The 21867-nt window shown below is 63.8% G+C and carries 20 protein-coding genes; 7 read left to right on the forward strand and 13 right to left on the reverse strand.

Going from position 1 to position 21867, the window contains the following annotated elements:
- Positions 1-352: 352 nt before the first annotated feature.
- Complete coding sequence (locus ABIB66_RS04105) at positions 353-1411, reverse strand: alpha/beta fold hydrolase (protein ID WP_354204354.1); 1059 nt, start codon at positions 1409-1411, stop codon at positions 353-355.
- A 313-nt stretch (positions 1412-1724) separates the two neighbouring features.
- Between ABIB66_RS04105 and ABIB66_RS04110 the strand changes: the two genes are divergently transcribed.
- The 3 genes from ABIB66_RS04110 (at position 1725) to ABIB66_RS04120 (ending at position 5153) form a co-directional block, all read left to right on the forward strand.
- Entirely contained in the window at positions 1725-2399 is a 675-nt protein-coding gene (locus ABIB66_RS04110) for a response regulator transcription factor (protein WP_007592584.1), read from the forward strand.
- A gap of 1 nt (position 2400) precedes the next feature.
- Positions 2401-3819, forward strand: a complete 1419-nt coding sequence (locus tag ABIB66_RS04115; protein ID WP_354204352.1) for a sensor histidine kinase — start codon at positions 2401-2403, stop codon at positions 3817-3819.
- A gap of 245 nt (positions 3820-4064) precedes the next feature.
- On the forward strand, positions 4065-5153 hold the full coding sequence (locus ABIB66_RS04120; RefSeq protein ID WP_275167462.1) for a TRAP transporter substrate-binding protein: 1089 nt from the start codon (positions 4065-4067) through the stop codon (positions 5151-5153).
- A 75-nt stretch (positions 5154-5228) separates the two neighbouring features.
- Here the strand turns inward: ABIB66_RS04120 and ABIB66_RS04125 are convergent, their stop codons facing one another.
- The 5 genes from ABIB66_RS04125 to ABIB66_RS04145 all read right to left on the reverse strand — a co-directional run bounded on the left by ABIB66_RS04125 (position 5229) and on the right by ABIB66_RS04145 (position 10129).
- Positions 5229-6884, reverse strand: coding sequence for a TRAP transporter large permease (locus ABIB66_RS04125; protein ID WP_354204350.1), 1656 nt, complete (start codon positions 6882-6884; stop codon positions 5229-5231).
- Between the two features lie 28 nt (positions 6885-6912).
- Entirely contained in the window at positions 6913-7494 is a 582-nt protein-coding gene (locus ABIB66_RS04130; RefSeq protein ID WP_354204348.1) for a TRAP transporter small permease subunit, read from the reverse strand.
- A gap of 169 nt (positions 7495-7663) precedes the next feature.
- Entirely contained in the window at positions 7664-8698 is a 1035-nt protein-coding gene (moaA, locus tag ABIB66_RS04135) for a GTP 3',8-cyclase MoaA (protein WP_354254166.1), read from the reverse strand.
- Positions 8699-8808: 110 nt separating this feature from the next.
- Positions 8809-9303 carry a hypothetical protein gene (locus ABIB66_RS04140; protein WP_354204344.1) on the reverse strand — a complete coding sequence of 165 codons (495 nt, stop codon included), beginning with the start codon at positions 9301-9303 and terminating at the stop codon, positions 8809-8811.
- A gap of 136 nt (positions 9304-9439) precedes the next feature.
- On the reverse strand, positions 9440-10129 hold the full coding sequence (locus ABIB66_RS04145; RefSeq protein ID WP_354204342.1) for an HAD-IA family hydrolase: 690 nt from the start codon (positions 10127-10129) through the stop codon (positions 9440-9442).
- Between the two features lie 176 nt (positions 10130-10305).
- Here ABIB66_RS04145 and rpiA point away from each other — a divergent pair, with 176 nt between their 5' ends.
- The 3 genes from rpiA to gor are packed head-to-tail and all read left to right on the forward strand — an operon-like array spanning position 10306 to position 12984.
- A complete protein-coding gene (rpiA, locus tag ABIB66_RS04150; protein ID WP_354055680.1) occupies positions 10306-11019 on the forward strand; it encodes a ribose-5-phosphate isomerase RpiA in 714 nt (237 codons plus the stop codon).
- Positions 11020-11021: 2 nt separating this feature from the next.
- A complete protein-coding gene (locus ABIB66_RS04155; RefSeq protein WP_354055678.1) occupies positions 11022-11540 on the forward strand; it encodes a DUF2059 domain-containing protein in 519 nt (172 codons plus the stop codon).
- 55 nt (positions 11541-11595) lie between these two features.
- Positions 11596-12984, forward strand: coding sequence for a glutathione-disulfide reductase (gor, locus tag ABIB66_RS04160; protein ID WP_354254168.1), 1389 nt, complete (start codon positions 11596-11598; stop codon positions 12982-12984).
- Between the two features lie 5 nt (positions 12985-12989).
- On the opposite strand, the gene ABIB66_RS04165 is transcribed toward gor, so the two are convergent.
- The 7 genes from ABIB66_RS04165 to ABIB66_RS04195 form a co-directional block, all read right to left on the reverse strand.
- Positions 12990-14129, reverse strand: coding sequence for a hypothetical protein (locus ABIB66_RS04165; RefSeq protein ID WP_354254170.1), 1140 nt, complete (start codon positions 14127-14129; stop codon positions 12990-12992).
- 336 nt (positions 14130-14465) lie between these two features.
- Entirely contained in the window at positions 14466-14651 is a 186-nt protein-coding gene (locus tag ABIB66_RS04170) for a hypothetical protein (RefSeq protein ID WP_275167452.1), read from the reverse strand.
- A gap of 63 nt (positions 14652-14714) precedes the next feature.
- Positions 14715-15941, reverse strand: coding sequence for a carboxylate-amine ligase (locus tag ABIB66_RS04175; protein WP_354204337.1), 1227 nt, complete (start codon positions 15939-15941; stop codon positions 14715-14717).
- 21 nt (positions 15942-15962) lie between these two features.
- On the reverse strand, positions 15963-16790 hold the full coding sequence (locus ABIB66_RS04180; RefSeq protein WP_354204335.1) for a class II glutamine amidotransferase: 828 nt from the start codon (positions 16788-16790) through the stop codon (positions 15963-15965).
- Between the two features lie 91 nt (positions 16791-16881).
- Positions 16882-17508 carry an FMN-binding negative transcriptional regulator gene (locus ABIB66_RS04185; RefSeq protein ID WP_354204333.1) on the reverse strand — a complete coding sequence of 209 codons (627 nt, stop codon included), beginning with the start codon at positions 17506-17508 and terminating at the stop codon, positions 16882-16884.
- Between the two features lie 74 nt (positions 17509-17582).
- Positions 17583-19049, reverse strand: coding sequence for a MocR-like pyridoxine biosynthesis transcription factor PdxR (gene pdxR, locus ABIB66_RS04190; protein WP_354254173.1), 1467 nt, complete (start codon positions 19047-19049; stop codon positions 17583-17585).
- Between the two features lie 172 nt (positions 19050-19221).
- Positions 19222-20979 carry an MOSC domain-containing protein gene (locus tag ABIB66_RS04195; protein ID WP_354254175.1) on the reverse strand — a complete coding sequence of 586 codons (1758 nt, stop codon included), beginning with the start codon at positions 20977-20979 and terminating at the stop codon, positions 19222-19224.
- 168 nt (positions 20980-21147) lie between these two features.
- Between ABIB66_RS04195 and ABIB66_RS04200 the strand changes: the two genes are divergently transcribed.
- A complete protein-coding gene (locus ABIB66_RS04200) occupies positions 21148-21528 on the forward strand; it encodes a nuclear transport factor 2 family protein (protein ID WP_354204327.1) in 381 nt (126 codons plus the stop codon).
- The last annotated feature ends 339 nt before the right edge of the window (positions 21529-21867 follow it).

Below are 21867 nucleotides of genomic sequence, written 5' to 3' on the forward strand. Positions count from 1 at the left end.
TTTTCTTTGGGACGACGTGATCGGAAAAGGCGAGGCGGAAGCCGCCGAGCGGCGGTGTCGCCGGGGGACGGGCGGGGCCTCCAACAAAAAATCTGAAAAACAACCCCATGCACAGTAGACGAGGGGTGAGAGGACAGGGCGTTGCGAGTGCAGCCAAACGCTTGATGCGATGGAGCTAATTGGGGACAGGCCCGAGCATCGCGCGGTCGATGGCAACTTCGCTTTTTTGGCAGCTAAAGCGGGGCAGGCGCGCGTGCTTCAGCGAGACCGTTTGACTCGTCGGGCAAAACAGTGGCATAAAGGCATTATCGTAAAATCCGAAATTGTTGGCTTGGGTGGCTCCTCGCGCTCGTCACGCGTCGGAAGTCTCTCGGGGCTGTTGTACGCCCGGACCTTCCCGTCCATGAGTCAACACGGCCTCGGCAGCAGCTTCGTCGATGGCCGCCATCACCTCAGCGGTTGCAGAATGATGGATCATGTGTCCCGCTCGGTCGATCCGGCGCAATTTGCTCTGCTTGATCTCGCTATGCAGCCTAACCGACTGCTTGATATCGATCAGGCGATCGTCCTGGCCCGCGATAATGATCGTGGGCATCTCGAGTTCTGCATAAGTCTTCGAACCTGAGAATGCGGCGGGGATCAACATCGTCGCTTCGGCCGCTGTGGCCCGCATCTGTGATGGGCGGAGCGCCATTTCTTTCGGAAAGCCCGCGAACTTGCTCGGGACCGGCCGGGGGCCAAACAGCTTGCGCAAGATCGCGGGCCACATCATCCGACCGGCTAGCGGCGAAATCGTATAGCTGATGAGGTCCCCGAGCACCGGTAGGGCGGACAGCACTGACGCCGCGCTGTCCGAGCGGGGAGTCGGGAAATAATAACCCGAGGCCAGCACGAGAGCCTGCACGAACGAAGGATGTCTTGTCGCCAACGCAACCGCAACCGACGCTCCCCACGAATGGCCAAGGACGATCGCTTGAGAGACGCCGAGCTGATCGAGCGCCTTCTTGAACAGGTCCGCCTGGGGATCCGGAGTCCAGACGACGTGCCTCGGCCGCGAGCTATGCCCAAAACCGGGACGATCGAACACGATGACCCTGTAGTTCTCGGCTGCGAGATCGATCAATCCACTCGAGTCGAAATCCTGGACCATGCTGCCATTGCCGTGAAACAAAACCAGCGGCTTGCCCCTGCCGCGTTCCAAATAGTGCAGGCGAACGCCCTCGACGTCGATGAACCGCCCCTGCGGAGGATTATCGCGTTGCGCTTTGTTCGCGAGCCGCCGGTTCATGATTGCGGTAGCCGCGATGAGGGTACCTGCGGCAGCAAACGCGGTGGCGCCCGGATGTCGCGTGATGGCGGTCAGGCTGTCGGATAGAAGGGAGCTGGAACGTGTTTGTCGTGCAACCCGCATGTGCATTACCTTAGGTGGTCTGCACGACGCCCCATCAAATGAGAAATGTTGCAGCTGAGTTGAACGGTTCGCCGGGGTGTTCGTTCCTTGGCAGGATCGATGCGGCGCCGGCGGCGAGGCCCAAGGAGGCAAACGTCCGCCATACGCGACCTCATCCGCACGTGCCCTGATTGGCTTACAGGAACCTGACGGAAGGGAGCGGCCGGCCCGGCCTGCTGCTTTTTCGCTGGCCGAGATGCCCCGGATGGTGGAAGAGATCGAAGATGCGGCGCGAGCCGTGCGGTGATACCGGAACATCCCGCGGGAAAATGCGATGCGCCTTCTGATCGTCGAAGACAATGCCGAGCTGTCGCGGCTGGTTGCCGGCGGGCTGTCGGCGGCCGGCTATGAGAGCGACATCGTCGGCAGCGCCGCCGAGGCGCGCGAAGCCGTGAGCAGCGTCAGCTATGCCGCGATGATCCTGGACCTTGGACTACCCGACGGCGATGGCCTGTCGGTGCTGCGCGAGCTGCGCCGGCAGATGGAGCCCTTGCCGGTTCTGGTGCTGACCGCGCGCGGCGGCTTGCAGGATCGCGTCAGCGGCCTGCGCAGCGGCGCCGACGACTATCTCGCAAAACCGTTCGCGATGGAGGAGCTGGTGGCGCGGCTGGAGGCGATCCTGCGCCGTCCGGGCCAGTTGCTCGGCCGCTCGCTGCGCCTCGCCAACCTCGTCTATGACACCGAAAGCCGCCAGATCTTCGTCGACGACCAGCCGCGCATCATCTCCGCGCGCGAGACCTCGGTGCTTGAGATCCTGCTGCGCCGGCAGGGGCGGGTGGTGCCGAAGAAGAACGTCGAGGACCACATCTTCGGGCTCGACGGCGAGGTCGCCTCCAACGCGGTCGAGGTCTACGTCTCGCGGCTGCGCAAGCAGCTCGCCGAGCATGGCGCCAAGGTCGTGATCCACACCATCCGTGGCGTCGGCTATCTCATGGCCGAGGAGAAATAGCGTGGCCCGGATCGGACCTCACGCCGGATTACGCGCCGGGGTCCGTGCGAGGTCGCCGACGTTCAAATCGCTGATCTGGCGCATCGTGTTCCTGCACATCGTGGCGGTCGCGGTGGTCGCGATTTTCCTGCCGCTGGTGCTGTTCTGGCTGCTCAATTCCGAGATCGACCAGCTGCATCGCGATGCCATGCGCGCGCAGGCCGAGGTGTTGGCCGAGCGCATCGTCGCCCAGCCCGACGGGCTGTTGACGTTCAACCTGCCGGACAGTCTCAAGGGCCTTTATTCGGAAGCCTATGGCCGCTACCAGTACGACATTCGCGATGCCGAGGGACATCTGCTGTTCTCGTCGCGGCGCAAGACCGGCGCTGCCACGACCGCACCGCCGCTCTCCGAGACGATTTCCGGCGCCGGTGTCACCCGCACCATTGACGGCAAGGTGATACGCATTCGCGTCGCGGAGGACCTCGGGCACCGCGACGTCATCATCGACGATATCGTGTCGAACTTCTTCCGGCGGGTCGGGTGGATCACCATTCCGATCCTGCTGGTCCTGCTCGCCATCGACATCATCATCTTTCGCCGCGCTGTCGCGCCGCTGTGGAAGGCCTCCGAGGAGGCGAGCAATATCGGCCCGGCGCGCACCGACATCCGCCTGCCGACGGAGCAGATCCCGCGCGAAATCATGCCGCTCGTCATCGCCGTCAACCAGGCGCTCGACCGCCTCGAGGATGGCTTTCGGGTGCAGCGGCAGTTCACCGCCGACGCCGCGCATCAGTTGCGCACGCCGCTCGCGATCCTGCGCACGCGGATCGAGACGCTCGGCGACGGCGCCGCGAGGCAGGCGCTGCATGCGGATATCGAGGGCATGAGCCGCATCGTCGTGCAGCTGCTGGAGATCGCTGAACTCGACACGCTGGTGCTCGATCCCGGCGAGACCGCGGATTTGCGCGCGGTCTGCGCCGAGGTGGTCGGGTCGATCGCGCCGCTCGCGATCGCGCAGCACAAGGATATCGCGCTGAGGGGCACCGAGGCACCGGTACTGATCCACGGCAATTCCGTGATGCTCCAGCGCGCGATCTTCAACCTCGCCGAAAACGCCATCAAGTTCACGGCAAAGGACACGTCGGTCGATGTCGATGTGAGCGCGGACGGTGCGGTGCACGTGCGCGATTACGGCCCGGGAATTGCGGAAGCCGAGCGCGAATTGATCTTCCACCGCTTCTGGCGCGCCGACCGCCAGCGCAGTGACGGCGCCGGCCTCGGGCTTTCGATCGTGCGCGCCGTCGCGGATGATCACGCGGCGACGGTTGCGGTGGAGAATCGTCCGGGCGGCGGCGCGCAGTTCACGCTGCGGTTCAGGCTGGCGAATGGCGTGCAGCCAGCCGGCCCCAATCCGGCGGCCGGAGCGGCGGCAGCCTGAACCTGCGCCGTCTCGATGGCGACGTGTGGTCGCCAGGCGTCCAACGGGTCTGCACCACTTCGTGCTCCGTCTTCCGATCACCGGCTATCGATCTAAGCCTAAAGTCGTAGGACCCGATGGCGCGGGAGCTGAGCATTTTCATCCCTCACATCGTGAGGGATGGAAATCGGACGAGACATGTTCCATGCTGGCCTCCAAGCCTCAGCAAGAAGGCCCACCGTCACAATCCATCAGGGTAGGAAATCATGAAAAGACGAGACTTTATCAAGGTCACCGGGCTTGGTGCGGCGGGTGTCGCCACGCTCGCCGCTCCAGCGATCGCGCAGACGACGCCCGAGATCAAATGGCGCATGCCGACGAGCTGGCCGAAATCACTCGATACGCTCTATGGCGGCGCCGAGATGATGGCCAAGATGGTCGCGGAAGCGACCGACAACAAATTCCAGATTCAGACATTTGCCGGCGGCGAGATCGTGCCGGGCCTTCAGGTGCTCGATGCCGTGCAGAACGGCACCTGCGAAATCGGCCACACTGCGTCCTACTATTATTTTGGCAAGGACCCGACCTTCACCTTCGGATCGGCGGTGCCGTTCGGACCGAACATGCGCATCAACCAGGCCTGGTACACACTCGGCGGCGGCAGGGACATCCTCAACGAGTTCTACAAGAAGTACAACGTCGTCTCGCTGCTTGCCGGCAATACCGGCTGTCAGATGGGTGGCTGGTTCCGCAAGGAGGTCAAGACTCCCCAGGACTTCAGCGGATTGAAATTCCGCATCGGGGGCTTCGCCGGAAAAGTGATGGCCAAACTCGGCGCGGTGCCGCAGCAGATCGCCGGAGGCGACATTTATCCGGCGCTCGAGAAAGGTACCATCGACGCTGCCGAATGGGTCGGACCTTATGACGACGAGAAGCTCGGCTTCGTCAAGGTCGCGCCGCATTATTACTTCCCGGGTTGGTGGGAAGGCGGGCCAATGCTTCTCGCCTTCGTCAACCAGGACAAGTGGAATGCGCTGCCGAAGCACTATCAGAGCATCCTCGAGCAGGCGGGTCACTATGCCAACAATTGGATGATGGCGAAGTACGACCAGGCCAATCCACCGGCGTTGCGGCGCCTGCTCGCGGCCGGCGCCAAGCTGCATCCGTTCTCGCCCGAGGTCATGCAGGCCTGCTTCAAGGCGTCAAAGGAGCTGCACACCGAAGTCTCGGCCAGCAATCCGGACTTCAAGAAGGTCTACGAATCGCTGACCGCGTTCTCGAACAACGGATATCAGTGGTTCCAGGTCGCCGAAGTCGGCTATGACAACTTCATGGCGCGCAACTCGCAGAGCTGATCGCAGGGCGCGATCCGCCAAACGAAAGAACCCGGAGCGAAAGCTCCGGGTTCTTTTTTGCAGGCGGGCCGGGCGCTATTGCTTCGGCTGGCCGAAGTCGAGCGGCGGCAGATCGATCTGGGGAATGTCGATCTTGATGCTGTTGGGATCGACGGTGGACTGCACGCCCTTGTAGTGCATCACCATCGACGGGAACATGATCACGAGCAGCACCATGATCATCTGGATCACGACGAACGGCACCGCACCCCAATAGATCTGTCCCGTCGTGACCGGCTCCATGCGCTTGCCCGTGACGCGATCGGTATAGCGCTCCTTCGGCGCGACCGAGCGCAAATAGAACAGCGCAAATCCGAATGGCGGGTGCATGAACGACGTCTGCATGTTGACGCCGAGGATGACGCCGAACCAGATCAGGTCAATCCCGAGATGCTCGGCAGCCGGCCCGAGCAACGGGATCACGATGAAAGCGAGTTCGAAGAAGTCGAGGAAGAACGCCAGCACGAACACGAAGGCGTTGACGAAGATCAGGAAGCCGACCTGGCCGCCTGGCAGGGAGGTCAGCAGGTGCTCGACCCAGACGTGGCCGCTGACACCGTAGAAGGTGAGCGAGAACACGCGTGCCCCGACCAGGATGAAGACGACGAACGCGGACAGCTTCGCCGTCGATTCGGTGGCCTGACGGATCAGGTCCCAGGTCAGCCGCCGCTTCGCGGCTCCGAGAATGAGGGCGCCGGCTGCACCCATGGCGCCGCCTTCGGTGGGCGTCGCGACACCGATGAAGATCGTGCCCAGCACTAGGAAGATCAGGAACAGCGGCGGCACCATGACGAAGGTGGTCTGTTGCGCCATCTTCGAGAGGAAACGGAAGCCCGTCAGCTTGTCGAGGACCCAGTTCGCGATGGCGACGAAGAACGCGAAGAGGATGCCGAAGAACATGCTGAGCACGACGAAGTCGGCGCCGTGTGTCTCCGAGTTCCGCATCATGAACCAGCCGAAGACGCAGCTCGCCAGGAACAGCACGCCGAGCGACTTGAGTCCGCGGTCGCCGCTCTCCTCGCGGAAACCGATCGCTTCCTTCGGCAGGCCCGGGGCGGCGTTCGGGAAAATCATGGTCACGAGGAACGCGTAACTTGCATAGAGGCCGGCGAGCACCAGGCCCGGAATGAACGCGCCCTCGTACATGTCGCCGACCGACTTGCCGAGCTGGTCGGCCATCACGATCAGGACGAGCGACGGCGGAATGATCTGCGCCAGCGTGCCGGAGGCCGCGATGATGCCGGTCGCTACGCGGCGGTCGTAGCCGTAGCGCAGCATGATCGGCAGCGAGATCAGGCCCATCGAGATCACCGAGGCCGCCACAACGCCGGTCGTCGCCGCAAGCAGGGCGCCGACGAACACCACCGCGTAGGCGAGGCCGCCGCGGATGGTGCCGAACAACTGGCCGATGGTGTCGAGCAGATCCTCAGCCATGCCGGAGCGCTCGAGGACCAGTCCCATGAAGGTGAAGAAGGGAATGGCGAGCAGCGTGTCGTTGTTCATCACGCCATAGACGCGCTCGGGCAGCGCCTGGAGAAAGTCCGGGTGGAATTGCCCGAGTTCGACGCCGATGATTGCGAAGAAGAGGCCGACGGCGCCGAGCGAAAATGCAGCCGGGTAGCCGAGCAGCAGCACGATCACCAGCGTCGCGAACATGATTGGCGCCATATTGGCGACGATAAACGCGGTCATTGAATCCCCCTACGATGCCGCTTGGCGATCACTTCTGTTCGATCGCTTCAACGAGGTGCTCGACTTCGGCCTCCAGCGCCGAAATCTGCGACTCGTGGGGATCCGGTATCATGCCGCGCATGATGGCGATCCGCTTGATCAGTTCGGAGACGCCTTGAACAAGCAGGAACGCGAATCCGATCATGATGAGCGACTTGGCCGGCCATTGCGGCAGGCCGCCCGCATTGCCGGATTGCTCGTTGATCTGAAGCGAGCGCAGGAAGAACGGTATTCCGGTCACGATCATGACAACGGTCAGCGGGATCAGGAAGAAGATGTGCCCGATGATGTCGATGATGTTGCGAGCCCGCTTCGGCATCATGCTGTTGAAGATGTCGATCCGGATGTGCTCGTTGTCGAGCAGCGTCCAGGACGCGCACAGCAGGAACACGATGCTGAAAAGCACCCATTGCAGCTCGAGCCACGAGTTGGAGGACGTGTCCAACGTCTTCCGAATGATCGCATTCACCGCCGAGATGACGACGGCGAGCAGGATCAGCCAAGCCAGACGCTTGCCCGTCCAACGTGTGAACGCGTCAATTCCATTGCTCAGCTTCAGGAGCGCTTGCAAGATTAGTCCTCCCCGATTTGCCCCGGCCGTCTTGACTGCGCCGAGTGGCGCGTTGGCTTGTCTCGCCGCGCAGGCATGAGGCAGCCGCACCAAACCAGCGAGTTTGCCGCCAGTCAATCGGAAGTTTGTTGATAGTTAAGGGGAATAAGCCGCGGCCGGGCAGCCGGCGCTAGCCGCCGGTGACGCTCATGTGCCTGCTGACGCTGGGGCGGTCGTGGCGGCGATCGATGATGAAATCGTGCCCCTTCGGCTTCAGCCCAATGGCCCGGTCGATCGCATCCGCAAGCAGCGAATCGTCGTCCGATGCACGCAGAGGTTTGCGCAAATCGGAGGCATCCTCGTGGCCGAGGCAGGTGTGCAACGTTCCCGTGCAGGTGACACGCACGCGGTTGCAGGATTCGCAGAAATTATGGGTCATCGGGGTGATGAAGCCGAGTTTGCCGCCGGTCTCGGCGACGCTGACATAGCGCGCCGGCCCGCCGGTGCTCTCGGCCAGATCCATCAGCGTGAACTGCTGGGCGAGGCGCGCGCGCACCAGCGACAGCGGCAGGTATTGATCGATTCGTCCCGATCCGATCTCGCCCATCGGCATGACCTCGATCAGCGTCAGCCCCATGCCCTTGCCGTGGGCCCAGCGCATCAGGTCGGGAAGTTCGTCCTCGTTGAGGTTCTTCAGCGCAACGGCATTGATCTTGACCGCGAGGCCCGCAGCGCGTGCCGCCTCGATGCCTTCCAGCACCTTGTCGATCTCGCCCCAGCGGGTGATCTCGCGAAACTTCTGCGGGTCGAGCGTGTCGAGCGAGATGTTGATGCGGCGGACGCCGCAATCGGCGAGCTCGCTTGCGTGTTTCGCAAGCTGGGTGCCGTTGGTGGTCAGCGTCAGTTCGCTCAACGCGCCGCTCTTGAGATGCCGCGACAGCGAGCGCACCAGCGTCATCACGTTGCGGCGGACCAGCGGTTCGCCGCCGGTGAGCCGCAGCTTCTTCACGCCCTTGGCGATGAAGGCCGAGCACAACCGATCGAGTTCCTCCAGTGTCAGCAGATCCGCCTTAGGCAGGAACGTCATGTCTTCTGACATGCAGTAGAAGCAGCGCAGGTCGCAGCGGTCGGTGACGGAGACGCGCAAATACGAGATGGTCCGTCCGAACGGATCGGTCATCGCGCTCGACAGCGCGGTGCGGGGGCTCGCGGAAAGTCCGTTCATACCAAAATGCCTTGTCACTTGCGGCAACGCGAGCAGCTTTTGCTTCAGCGGTGTCCTGGAAGCAATCTAAGCATCGAACGCGTCAGAGACAATTGGGGGGATGACGGAGGTCAGCGCTTGCCCGTGTTTGGATCGGGGAACGGCGAGCCCGCAGCCGGTGCAGCACCAGGGGCAGCGGCGGGCGCCGCCGGTTTCGGCTTCTTCGGCCGGTGCGGCTTGCGCACCGGTTTTGGCGGAATGGCCGGCTGGAGCTCCGCGAAAACCGGGTTGGGGTCGGTGGTGACCGAGGCGGGCGTCGTGAAGTCGCCGGGATTCCTGATGACGTTCACCGGCACGCTTACCGGCTGGTGTTTTGGCAGCGCGAAAGCGACCGTGAAGGGGGCGTCGGGGGCGGGAACCGACACGGAGCAGGGGGTCTTGCAGCCCGCTCCGAGTGAGGTCGTGGCGTCCGCACCCGGGGGATTGGATTCGAGCCGGACCTGGACGGTCGGCGGGGCCGATTTGAACATGTCCCAGGAAACCGAAGATATCGAGGAGCAGCCGGCAAGGCTTGTTGCCCCGAGGACACTTATTCCAGCTAACGCAAACGAGATGACACGACGCATGACATCCACCTAGTGCGACGAACCGCCACATCCCCGGACGAACTTAGGAGCGTCGTTCCGAACGAGCAACCGGCGGGCCGCGCATAGTTAGCAGATGGTTAACGCGGGATTCCGCGGAATAACCAAGCGATGTCAATTACTTGAGATCTGCGTGCGCAGTCATCAGGCTGCTGGCGGCGGCCGGCAGGTCGCGCATGTGATGGATCAGCCGGTCCGGCTTCAGCTCGGCGATCGGCACGTCCGTATAGCCGAAGCTCACCCCGATGACGGGAACTCCGGCGCGCCGGGCCACGCCGACATCGGGTCCGGCGTCGCCGACCATGATGCTGGCTTTGACCTCGCCGCCGGCCCGCGCCACCGTTTCGCGGAAAATGGTCGGATCGGGCTTTTGGACGCCAAAAGTGTCGGCGCCGCAGATCGCGGCGAAGCGCCGGCTCAGGTCGAGCTGGTCCAGCAGGCGCTTCGACAGCCATTCCAGCTTGTTGGTGCAGACCGCGAGGCGATGGCCCTGGGCCGCAAAATGGTCGAGTGCGGCCTCCAGCCCCTCGAAGGGGCGGGATTCGACGGCGATATTGTCGGCGTAATAGGCGATGAAATCGGCCGTCATACGGTCCATGTCGGCAACCGTGACGCTGCGGCCCTCGGCCTCCAGCCCCCGCTCGATCAGCTTGCGGGCGCCGGCGCCGATCATATTGCGGGCCGAGGCCATCGGCACGGGCGGTAGCCCTTCGCGGTCGAGCACGTAATTGAGCGCGGTGATCAGGTCGGGCGCCGTATCCACAAGCGTGCCGTCGAGATCGAAGACGATGGTGTGGGAGGGGGTCATGGTCCAGCGCTACCGGCCCGGCCCCGCCCGCGCAAGGGCCGAAGCCATAAGATCACCTTATAAGGTGGGCCCGGAGGCCTGTTCCCCCAGACCCTGTTCTCCGAGGGAAAACGAGGCTACACAGGCCGCCGCAAGCCTATCCGGCAGCACACTCGTCATTCAGGGACGGCGCAAACGTGAACATGGACCAATTGAAGCGGCAGGCTGCGGCGCGCGCCCTCGAGGACGTCCGAGACGGCATGCAGCTCGGGCTCGGCACCGGCTCGACCGCGAAACACTTCGTCGAGCTGCTCGGCGAGCGGGTCCGCGCCGGACTGAAAGTGATCGGCGTGCCGACCTCCGAGGCGACGCGCCTCGATGCAATCCGCTGCGGCGTGCCGCTGACCACGCTGGACGAGATCGACCATCTCGACATCACAATCGACGGCGCCGACGAGATCGATCCCGAGCTCAATCTGATCAAGGGCGGCGGCGGAGCGCTGTTGCGCGAGAAGATCGTGGCGGCCGCCTCGGATCGCATGATCGTGATTGCCGACGACACCAAATGGGTGCCGACACTCGGCCGCTTTCCGCTGCCGGTCGAAGTTATTCCGTTCGGGCTAGGCGCAACGCGACGCGCGATCGAGAAGGCGTTTGCGGAATGCGGCGTTTCCGGGCAGATGGCGGTCCGCAACGGCAAGGACGGCCACGTTTTCGTCACTGATGGCGGCCACTGGATCGTCGATGCCCAGCTCGAAAAGATTGAGGATCCCGCCCGCCTCGCCACGGCGTTGAGCGCGATCCCCGGCGTCGTCGAGCATGGTTTGTTCATCGGCTTGGCCAGCTCGGCTGTTTTGGCGGGTGGCGAGGGAATTCGCGTGATTGAACGGCGAAAGCCGAAGGGAGACTAGGAATGAAGAGCGTTTGGAAATTGTTGCCCGTCGCGACCCTCGCTGTGGGACTGGCTCTCTCGGTCGCCCCGGCCGGGGCCCAGCAGCCAGCGGCGCCGAAATCGTCACCGGCGGCCATCGCGGCCGCCAAGGAAATCCTGGCGATCAAGAACGCCAGTGCGATGTACGCGAACGCCGTGCCCGGCCTGGTCGAGAAGACCAAGATCGCGCTGATCCAGCAGAACCTCAACTACCAGAAGGACCTCACCGAGGTCGCCCAGGTCGTCGCCCAGCAGCTCAAGGGCCGCGAGAGCGAAATCGGCGAAGGCATGGCGCAGGTCTATGCCAGCGAGTTCACCGAGCAGGAGTTGAAGGATCTCGTCACCTTCTATAAGTCGCCGCTGGGCAAGAAGCTGATCGAGGCCGAGCCGCGCGCCATCGGGCTGAGCATGGCCTTCATGAACTCCTGGGCCCAGAACTTCTCCGAGACCGTGATGGGCAACTTCCGCGCCGAGATGCGCAAGCGTGGCAAGGAGATATGACAGTCCCTATCTGATCAGAATCCGGATCATGTTCTGAAAGAGGTCGGAGTGGACAATGGCTGAATTCGACGTCGACCTCTTTGTCATCGGTGGCGGTTCGGGCGGCGTGCGTGCCGCCCGCATCGCGGCCGGTTACGGCGCCCGCGTGATGATCGCGGAAGAGTACCGCATGGGCGGGACCTGCGTGATCCGCGGCTGCGTGCCGAAGAAGCTGTTCGTCATCGGCTCGCATTTCCGCCATGAGATCGAGGACGCCGCCGGTTTCGGCTGGACCGTTCCACCTGCGACCTTCGACTGGCCGACGCTGATCGCCAACAAGGACAAGGAGATCGCGCGTCTGGAGGCGGCTTACACCGCCAATGTCGAAAAGTCGGGCGCGCAAATCGTCAAGAGCCGCGCGGTGATCGAGGACAAGCACACCGTTCGCCTGCTCGAGAACGACCGGAAGATCACCGCAAAATACATTTTGATCGCCACCGGCGGCGCGCCCAATCACGGCGCTCCGATTCCCGGCATCGAGCACGTGATCTCCTCCAACGAGGCGTTTCACCTGACGAAGCTGCCGAAGCGGATCGTGATCCAGGGCGGCGGCTACATCGCGCTGGAGTTCGCCGGCATCTTCGTCGGCTTCGGCTCCGACGTCACAGTGATCTATCGCGGCGACAACATTCTTCGCGGCTTTGACGAGGACGTTCGCGCCCACGTCCGCGCCGAGATGGAGAAGCAGGGCATCACCATCCTCACCGGCTGCACGGTGGCGAAGGTCGATCGGCACGGCGAAGAATTCACCACGCATCTGTCGAACGGATCGAGCCTCGCCTCCGACCAGGTGATGTTCGCGATCGGCCGCCATCCGGCGGTGGCCAATCTCGGCCTGGAGAAGGCCGGCGTCGCCATCAACCCGCGGAACGGCGGTATCGCGGTCGATCATTTCTCGAAGAGTTCGGTCGACAGCATCTATGCGATCGGCGACGTCACCCATCGCTTCAACCTGACGCCGGTCGCGATCCGCGAGGGCCATGCGTTCGCCGACACCGTGTTCGGCAAGCGCGAGGTGCAGGTGGATCACGCCAACATCCCGACCGCCGTGTTCTCGCAGCCGGAGGTCGGCACCGTCGGCCTCACCGAGACCGAGGCCCGGGCGCAATTCAGCCATGTCGACATCTACAAGACCACGTTCCGCCCCATCAAGGCGACAATGTCGGGCCGCGATACCCGCGTGTTGATGAAGCTCGTCGTCGACGGTTCAACCGACCGCGTGCTCGGCTGTCACATCGTCGGCGATGCCGCGGCGGAGATCACGCAGGCGGTCGCGATTGCGGTGAAGATGAAGGCGACCAAGGCCGATTTCGACGCGACGATCGCGCTGCATCCGACCGCGGCCGAAGAGCTCGTCACCATGCGCACCCCGACCGCACGCCACGTCCGCCAGGCGGCGGAGTAGCCCGCTCAGCCGTAGAGGTAGCCCACCGGCTTGCCCTCGGTCCGCAGAGGACGGATGTCCCTCTGCGTGATGATCTGACCGGCGAGGCCGTCGATCTCGTCGCGTTGCGTCGGCGTCCAGCTGCGGAGGTCGTTCATGCCTTTGAGAAGGCCGAGCCGAAGGACCTGGGTGTTCTCACCCACGCCGACGAGGCTTGTGGCGTTCTTGCCTGCCGTCACCACGTCGCCGGCCGCGAGCTCAAAGGTCTCGCCAGTCTTGTTCCTGAATTCGGCCGTCCCGCGGATGACGCGGTAGATCACGACCTCACCCTTGGCGAAACAGGCGGCGTCCGCTGCTGCCGACGTGCTCTTGGGCAAGAGCGATTGGCCGCGCGGATCGGTTGCGATGATGTGGCCGGTGACGAGATGGCCGCTCGGCACTTCGATGCCGATGTCGCGCACATAGACCGGCATGGATGATTTGACCGGGTTGTCGGTGAGCGGCTTGAACAGCGCATCCAGCGCCAGCGGGTCCTGAAGCCAAAAGCCTGCGTCCGCAGGGCGATCATGCAGGGAGTGGCTCCATGCCACCCGTGGCGTCTCGTCTTCGCTGATCTGATCCGGGCCGACAATGGTCGGATTTGGAAAGGTCGTCGGATCGGTGATGAAGGCTTCGAGGAATTTGCCGGAATAGCCCATGGAAATCGGATCCGGCGCCACCGTTTGTGGCGTCTTCAAATTCTCTTCGGTCGACAATCCGGACCAGGTGTAGAACAGCTGGCGGTGCACGATCGCGCTTTGCAGCATCACCGCGCCGGGGCCGACATTGTAGAAGCGTCCGTCATAGTCGAAGGTGAACGCGCCCGAGGTGACCAACACGAGCTGAAAGCCGCCCGGCGGCAGATGAAGATGGAAATCTGTCGGACCGGTGTCGGGCAGATAGATCGGCAGATTGGTCGCGACTTCGTGCAGCAAGAAGGTTTCGTTGTTGGCGTGGAAACCCTCGTTGGCGCGATTGTAGAGGGCTTGCGGCCGGTACGTCGCCTCGAACTTCGCATTCCGGTCGCGGTCGATCGCCACGAAATCCTGAGCGTTGAGGCGAAGGGGCGCGCCGTCCGGGCGGGTGAGGCCGGTGATTTTGAGATCGCCGGCGGCATGCACGTTCATGGCATTCTCCGATTCTGGGCCGCTCACCCGGTCTCTCGGCGCACGCATCTTGCTGCTCCAATCGGGTGAGCAGGGGATCAGGCCTGATGCTGCCCTGCGAATTTTGGGCCAGTCGAGGCGCCGCGCGGCACCGAGGCTTTGCCACCCGCCGCCACGCGAAGAAAAATCGAGGTTGCACCTGAGGTTAGATGACAAGCTTCGTCAGCCTGCATGGCCATGTTCGCCCCGTCTGCAAACCCGGCGACGAGAGGTGTCTTGTCTAATTTGTCGGCATTCTGGCGCGGACGTGCAGCCGTGCCGATCAGGAGAAGTCGGCGTCCGGGTGTCTGAAGCCGTTCATTCGAAAGATCGACGGACGATCCGCTCGGGCTTGCCGTATGGGCTGTCAGCCCACTTCGCCATGTCCACTGCACGCGCCTCGATGAGCTCGCACCACAGGCAGCTGAGCTCCGCGAGCCCTTTGGCAGAGAGCATCGGAATGAGACCATGGCCGCAGCCGGCGCAACATTTGACGCGATTCATGGTTCTCTCCGCGACCTTCCGGATTCAAGACCGACATTGTCGCTCCCGAAGCTTGCGCGGACGCTATGAGGGCGCGGCGACGCCTGCGGCCGGGGTGCTCGTCCCCGCGATCGTCGCCTCTGCGATCCAGCGCGACACGGCGGCGATGTCCTCCGCATTGTCGCGGAAGGCGCGAAGCTGGAATTCAGCCGAGCTGCCTCGTTCCACGATGGTGCGGCAGTGTTCGACCTCGGCGGCGCAGTTCAGCGCAGCGGCGTCTTCGGCGATGTCCTCGATCACGCGGGAGAGCAGCTCGGAGATCTCGACCGGCCCGTCCTTGGAGGCAAAGATGCAATCGGTGCCGTAGCGCTGGGCGCGCCATTTGTTCTCCACCGCAATCGCGCGTTCGACCGCGGTGACCTCTTTCGACAGATGGGGCCGCAGGTAGAGATAGCGCGTCAGGCAGCGATAGAGCGAGGCAATGGCAACGGCGTCGTCGACGAAGGTGCAGGTATCGGGCGCACGCAGCTCGAGGGTCGGGTGCTTCATGGAAGGGCGCATGGCCCACCAGATGTGGCTTTCATCGGGGATCACGCCGGAGCGCTGCAACGCGCCGACATACTCGTCGTAGTCCCGCCTGCTCTCGAACAATTCGGGCAGGCCGGTGCGCGGCAGCTCGGAATAGGCGGCGAGCCGGTAGCCCTTCAGTCCGGTCTTGTGTGAATTCCAGAACGGAGAGGAGGCAGATAGGGCAATGAACAGCGGCAGCTGCGGCAGCATCGCTCGCATCACCGCCATGCGCTTTTCCGGATCGGGCAGTTGGACGTGCACATGCATGCCGCACATCAGGTTGCGGTGGCCGATGCTGCGCAGATCTTCGATCATCTCCTCGTAGCGCGGCTTCGGGCTCGGCTGCGACATGCGCCACACCGCGGTCGGATGCGTGCCGCAGGCCATGATCACGAAACCGTATTGTGCCGCGACGTTCGCGACTTCGCGACGCAGGAAGCGAAGCTCTTCGCGCGCATCGGCGACGTCGACATGAACGTTGGTGGCGACCTCGAGCTGGGACTGCAACATCTCCCGCATCGCCTGACCGCCTGTCGACCAGTTCGCAGATTCGAAAAGCTCATTCGGGGTCTGGATCGCGACCTCCAGGCTGCGCCGATCGGCGAGGAAGTATTCCTCCTCGAGGCCGAACGAATATTCCTCGGCCTTGCCGCGTCCGCCGGCCGAGCGAATGACGAGGTGCTGCCTGTCCTCGGAGGAATCGAGTCGCAGCAGTTTCAAGACGTCTGACGCCAATGTCATCGTGCCGCCCGGCCAAGGTATTTACCTGCGGGCGATAATCCTTCTGGCGGGGGCGGGTTCCGCGTCGGCCCCACTGGAAATTGCAAGGTCGAACGGAACAATTCTCGCGCTTTCGGACGCACGTGCGACCAGTGCGTGATTCGCGGGTACTTCCGTCCAGTCCGTTTCCTTGTCGAACGGCTCGGAGACGACGATGACCTGGCCGCCAGCCTCGCGGAAATACAGCGTGTTGGCGGCATCGTTGACCGCAACCCGAAAGGCATAGAGATCCCGGCCGTTGGCGATGGCGCTGGTGAAGCGTAGCCGCTCACGAAGCTCGCCTTCGTTGACGAGGCCGACGAGGGCCTGAAGCACGCGACGCGTTGCGCCGAGCGGATCGGCGTCGAGTCCCGCGCCCATCATGGCGAGAAAGACAGCTTCCGAATCGGTCGTGCCTGTCCGTGAGGGGTAGTAGGCATCGGGGATCAGCGCCTCGACCTTGCGCCGCAGGCGGTTCCAGCTTCCGACGAAACCATTGTGCATGAACATCCACTGGCCGCAGGCGAAGGGATGACAGTTCTGCCGCGTCACCGCGGTGCCGGTGGCGGCGCGCACATGGGCAAAGAACAGATGCGAGCGCAGATGGCGGCAGAGGTAGCGGAGATTCTCGTCCGACCAGGCGGGGCGTGTTTCACGATAAAGACCAGGCTCCGGATGCTCGCCGTACCAGCCGAGACCAAAGCCGTCGCCATTCGAGCCGGCCGTCGACTGAAGCGAGCGGATGCTTTGCGCAATCAGCGAATGCTCGGGCTCGGTGACGTAGGGTTCGAAGGACGTCGTCTCGCCCCGGTATGCGATCCAGCGGCACATAGGAATCCTGTCAGGAGATGCTTGCTGAAATGTATCAACGAACCTGACAGGACGATGGTTCCCGACGCGAGTGTCGGGAACCAAATGGTCACTACACCGGAACCGGAATCAACGGCGCGACTTCCCGATCGTGTGCGCTCTCGCTTGCTGCGAGACCTTGTGCGACGCCGACACGGTCGGCCTCGGGACGGTTCTGGCTCATCTTGCGCTTGCCTTCGAACCGCACGACGGGAATGCGCACGCCGACGATTCCGCGCAGCTGCGCTGCGATAAAATCTTCGGGGGCATCAGTAACGGCCCACGGCTTGGCGCGTGATCCTTCATGCCTGTTCGTGAGCCGCGTCACGGCATCGAGCAGGCGCTCAGGCTCCTGGAAGAATTCAACCGGGCCGTAAGCATGGACCGCGACGTAGTTCCAGGTCGGCACGACCTTTTCGGTCTCCTGCTTGGTCGCGTACCAGGACGGCGTCACATAGGCGTCGGGACCGCTGAAGATTGCCAGCGCATCTCCGATCGGCGGCAGTTTCCATTGCAGGTTGGCTTTCGCCACATGTCCGTACAGCACGCCGTGCTCGCCTTCGCTCTCGTCGAGAAAGAGCGGCAGCGGCGTGGCGACCGGGCCTTCGCTGGTGGCCGTGACCAGACTGGCGAGCCGGGCGCCGCGAATGGTCGCCCGGATGCTCTCGATGTCGTCTTTGAAGGCGGGAGGGATGTACATGGTCTATCTCCGGTGTTGATCTGGAGATAGCCGGAATCTGGCTTATAAGAAACTGCCAGTTATCGTCTGTTTGATCAGTCCAGTTCGGCGACGGCCTGTGCAAGAATCCTGCAGCCGCGCTCGATCTGTGCGACCTCCAGCGCCGAATAGCCCATGACGAGGCCGACTGTCTTCCGCGGTCGGCGAGGTCCGACGAACAGTGCCGAGACGGGATAGATGCCGACGCCCTTTGCATGGGCCGCCTTGATCAACGCGTCCTCTCGCTTCTGCGGCAGGTTATCGAACCACGCCACGATGTGCAGGCCGGCGGCCGTGCCCTCGATCCGGACGCGATCCCCGAACCGGCGGCGAAGCGCGTCGAGCAGCGCCCGCTGGCGTTCGGCGTTGCGCCGGCGCACGCGCCTGATGTGGCCGTCATAGGCTCCGCTTTCGAGCATCGACGCGAGAGCGTCCTGTTCGATCAGCGGCGTGTGCCGGTCCATGATCTGCTTAGCGGCGGCGAACAAGGATCGCAGGGCGGTGGGCACCACCAGATAGCCGATCCGCAAGGTGGGGGAGAGCGTCTTGGAGACGGTGCCGAGATAGATTACGTTGTCGCCGCCCTCCAGCGTATGCAGCGGCGGGATCGGCTTGGTGTCGTAGCGATACTCGCTGTCGTAATCGTCCTCGATCACGTAGGCGTCGTTTGCCCTGGCCCAGGCGAGCAATTGGTGCCGGCGTCCGATCGGCATGACGCCGCCGAGCGGATATTGGTGCGACGGCGTGACATAGGCGAGGCGGGCTTCGACGCCATCGAGCCGCGTGGTCTCCAGTCCATCCGCGTCGACCGGGATCGGGATTGTCTCGGCGCCCGTCGCTGCGAAAGTATGCCGCGCCATCTGATAGCCGGGATCCTCCATCACGAAGCGGTCGTCGGCGTCGAGCAGCAGGCGGGCGCAGATGTCGAGGCCCTGCTGCGAGCCGTTCACGACGAGGATCTGATCGACCTCGCAGCGGACGCTGCGCGACCGCCACAGATAGCCCTGAAGCGCGGTCCGCAGCCGCAGCGCGCCGCTGGGATCGTCATAGGCCAGCCGCTCGGGCTTGCGCGCCATCGCGGCAGTCACGGCCTTCTTCCATGCCAGCACCGGGAAATCCGACGGCGCGAGCTCGCCATAGCGGAAGTTCGCGACGAGCCCGCGCGGCGGCTCGGTCCAGCGCGGCGGGTCCTGAAGCAATCGCTCACCGAACGCAGACAGCCGCACCTTCCGCGCCGATGGCTGCGACACTACGCGCGTGCGTCCCCGTTCGACGACGGCGCGGGCCACACGCGGCCGCGCACCATGGCGTGTCTCGATGAAGCCTTCGGCGGCGAGCTGTTCGTAGGCGACCGTGACGGTCGAGCGCGCCACGCCCATCTCGCCGGCCAGCGCGCGGGAGGACGGCAGCAACCCGTTGGTCCCGTACACCTGCGCCACGATCTGATCTCTCAGGGCCTCGTAGATCTGGCGCGCGCCCATGCGGTCGGCACGGGGGGCGGGTTTGGTCTTCATCTGGATCATCCACATTCCAAGCCGGCATTCGCCCGAGCGGACCATGTCGGAATGTGGTTCTAATCCCGTTCGCCGAGAGTTTCGACGTAAGCCTTGCCGTAGGGATGAAAATGCTCCTTGCGGCCCTGGTCCCACAACGCAAGGAGGCCGGGGCGCCACCTCGCATAACAGGTCTCCACTTTTATAGATCAATCACGACGTCGTTGCGGGGGCATGAGCAGCAGATCAGGACATTGCCGTCCGCCGGCGGATCGAGCGGATCCGGCGCATAGTCGACCGTCCCCGCGATCAATCCGCTCTCGCAATTATGGCAGACGCCGGTCCGGCACGACCAGCGCACGGGGACATCGCAGGCTTCGGCCAGCTCCAGCAGGCTGGCGTAGGCCGGTCCCCAGCACACGTTGAGGCCGCTGCGGGCGAACGAAACCATCGGGCCGGGGCCGGGGGCGCCGACCGGCGCATGCGCTCGCTTCTGCGGGGAGGACGCTATGCCGGGCGTCAAGGATGGTCCGGCGCCAAACAATTCGGTGTGGATGCGATCCGGTGCGATGCCTAACGTGGTGAGGCCAGCTTTCAGATCGCTCATGAAAGCTGCCGGTCCGCACAGATAGAAATCGCCGTCACGCGGCACGCTCAGACTCTGGAGCAGGCGTGCGTCGAGATGTCCGGCTGTATCGAACTCCACATTGAGACGATCGCCCGGGTCAGGCGCGCTGTAGCAGACGTGGCTACGGTGATGAGAGAGCCCACTTAGCAATTCGCGCGCCTCGGCGGCGAACGCCTGTTCGCGGCCGTTGCGGGCGCCATGCAGCCACCACTCGTCCCGCGTCGTCGCTTCCGCCGCGAGCGCGTGGAGCATTGCGAGCACCGGGGTGACGCCGATGCCGGCGCTCAGCAGGACGACGGGCCGGGCCCCTCGTCGAAGCGTGAAACTGCCGCGCGGCGCACCGAGCTGCACGGCAGCGCCGGCCAGCAGCTCGTCGGCGATGTAGCGGCTGGCGGCGCCGTGCGCTTCGCGCTTGATGCTGATGCGATAGGACGTTGCATCGGAGCCGCTCGACAGCGAATAGCTGCGCGTCATCGCCTGCGCAGCGGAAGGCTCGAGCCTGATGACGACGTATTGACCGGGCAGCGCGGTCGCCACGGGATGTCCGTCGGCAGGTTCGAGGATCAGCGACGTCACGTTACCGCTTTCCGCGATCTTGCGCGCCACGCGAAAGGAGCGGAATCCGCGCCAGGCCGGAGCTGGGCTCGACGCCGGCCCAAGCCCGGCGTTTCCCGCGGTCTTGTTGTCCTTCTGCTGCTGGAGCAGCGCCTCGAAGGAACGCTGCCAGCCGCGGCTCAGCGCGGGAATCCGCAGCGCGCGCTCCAGGCGTTCGCGCGGATGCGGCGGCGTGTAAAGCAGCGCATTGATCTCGAACACGCTCATGCGCTCGGGTCCCACGGCGATCTGCGTGATCTCGTCGCCGGCTTCGACGTCGCCTTCCTCGATCACACGGAAATAGAACCCGGGCCGGCCGTGCCTGACGAGCAGCGCGGCCATGTCCGGCTCGTCCATGCGAATGCCGAGCCGGTAGCAGGTGACGCGCGGTTGCGTCACTTCGAACAGCGCGGAGCCGATCCTGTAGCGGTCTCCGATGCACACGTTGGTGTCGGCGAGGCCCTCAACCGTAAAGTTCTCACCGAACTGGCCATGAACGAGGTTCGATCGACCCAGATGCTCCTGCCAGTACCGATAGGATTCGTCCTGATAGACGAATACGGCACGATGTTCGCCGCCATGACCGTCCGTATCACCCTGGCCGTCGCCATCGATGTTGAGCCGGCGCACCCTGCGCGGGCCTGTGACCTGCGCCTTCCAGATGCCGGTGTGGACGGTCCGACCCTGCCAGGCGACGTCACGCGGCAGACCGACATTGACCGAAAGCAGACGTGCCATTGCGGGTTCCCCAATCACTGCGCGGCTCTGCCATCATCCTTGCATCCGGAGGGCCTTTTTGGCTCGTTAGTCGTTGTTAGAGGTTGCGAGCAAGTCTTGTCACCGGCTCCCTGCGCGCCAATCTGAAATGGCGTAACGAGGACGCAGTCGGGACAACGGGAGATCACGATGGATGATCAGGGCAAGCTGGCCGCGCTTCAGCGCCATTGGATCGCTTCGGATGCGAACGATTTCGAGGCCGAGCACGACATCTATCGCGAGGACGCGGTGCTCGACTATCCGCAGTCCGGCGAGCGGATCCGCGGTCGCAGCAACATCCAGCAGAGCCGGTTCGTGCAGCCGAACAAGAAGCGCTTCACGGTTCGGCGAATCGTCGGCGCTAACGATCTCTGGGTGAGCGAGTTCGTGCTGACCTATGACACTGTGCCGTCTTACGTCGTGAGCATCATGGAATTCCGCGACGGCCTGGTGGCGCACGAGACGCAATATTTCGGCGATAGGTTCGAGCCGTCGCCCTCGCGGGCGAATCTTGTCGAGCGGACGGGGTAGGCTGAGCGCTCCGCACTCCGCTGTCATTCCCCGCGCAGGCGGGGAATCCAGTACGCTGCGGCTTCTCGACAAACTACGGACGTCTCGGAGTACTGGATCGCCCGCCTGCGCGGGCGATGACAGCAAAAGACATGATCGCAGGTGCGGAGCACGCAGAACTGCTTAGCCAACGTGGCAACACGGAACCGATGCGGCGGCTGGTCGCAGTCGCGGCGCCTTGATTCCGACGGCCCCACCTTTATGTGTGAAAGGAACAAGAATCCGGGCCCCTCTGGCGAGGAAGTCGACATTGTCGGCAAAACCTCGCGATGTCGGATGACCTGTCCCGCGCGAATGCGA

It is taken from the genome of Bradyrhizobium sp. F1.13.3, assembly GCF_040548265.1.
In the GTDB taxonomy this organism is placed as follows: Bacteria; Pseudomonadota; Alphaproteobacteria; order Rhizobiales; family Xanthobacteraceae; genus Bradyrhizobium.

Excerpts from the sequence above, each read along its gene's own strand:
- ABIB66_RS04105 (WP_354204354.1), bottom strand. The coding sequence starts at position 1,411 with ATGCGGGTTGCACGACAAACACGTTCCAGCTCCCTTCTATCCGACAGC.
- ABIB66_RS04110 (WP_007592584.1), top strand. The coding sequence starts at position 1,725 with ATGCGCCTTCTGATCGTCGAAGACAATGCCGAGCTGTCGCGGCTGGTT.
- ABIB66_RS04120 (WP_275167462.1), top strand. The coding sequence starts at position 4,065 with ATGAAAAGACGAGACTTTATCAAGGTCACCGGGCTTGGTGCGGCGGGT.
- ABIB66_RS04125 (WP_354204350.1), bottom strand. The coding sequence starts at position 6,884 with ATGACCGCGTTTATCGTCGCCAATATGGCGCCAATCATGTTCGCGACG.
- moaA (WP_354254166.1), bottom strand. The coding sequence starts at position 8,698 with ATGAACGGACTTTCCGCGAGCCCCCGCACCGCGCTGTCGAGCGCGATG.
- ABIB66_RS04140 (WP_354204344.1), bottom strand. The coding sequence starts at position 9,303 with ATGCGTCGTGTCATCTCGTTTGCGTTAGCTGGAATAAGTGTCCTCGGG.
- ABIB66_RS04145 (WP_354204342.1), bottom strand. The coding sequence starts at position 10,129 with ATGACCCCCTCCCACACCATCGTCTTCGATCTCGACGGCACGCTTGTG.
- ABIB66_RS04155 (WP_354055678.1), top strand. The coding sequence starts at position 11,022 with ATGAAGAGCGTTTGGAAATTGTTGCCCGTCGCGACCCTCGCTGTGGGA.
- gor (WP_354254168.1), top strand. The coding sequence starts at position 11,596 with ATGGCTGAATTCGACGTCGACCTCTTTGTCATCGGTGGCGGTTCGGGC.
- ABIB66_RS04165 (WP_354254170.1), bottom strand. The coding sequence starts at position 14,129 with ATGAACGTGCATGCCGCCGGCGATCTCAAAATCACCGGCCTCACCCGC.
- ABIB66_RS04170 (WP_275167452.1), bottom strand. The coding sequence starts at position 14,651 with ATGAATCGCGTCAAATGTTGCGCCGGCTGCGGCCATGGTCTCATTCCG.
- ABIB66_RS04175 (WP_354204337.1), bottom strand. The coding sequence starts at position 15,941 with ATGACATTGGCGTCAGACGTCTTGAAACTGCTGCGACTCGATTCCTCC.
- ABIB66_RS04180 (WP_354204335.1), bottom strand. The coding sequence starts at position 16,790 with ATGTGCCGCTGGATCGCATACCGGGGCGAGACGACGTCCTTCGAACCC.
- ABIB66_RS04185 (WP_354204333.1), bottom strand. The coding sequence starts at position 17,508 with ATGTACATCCCTCCCGCCTTCAAAGACGACATCGAGAGCATCCGGGCG.
- pdxR (WP_354254173.1), bottom strand. The coding sequence starts at position 19,049 with ATGATCCAGATGAAGACCAAACCCGCCCCCCGTGCCGACCGCATGGGC.
- ABIB66_RS04195 (WP_354254175.1), bottom strand. The coding sequence starts at position 20,979 with ATGGCACGTCTGCTTTCGGTCAATGTCGGTCTGCCGCGTGACGTCGCC.
- ABIB66_RS04200 (WP_354204327.1), top strand. The coding sequence starts at position 21,148 with ATGGATGATCAGGGCAAGCTGGCCGCGCTTCAGCGCCATTGGATCGCT.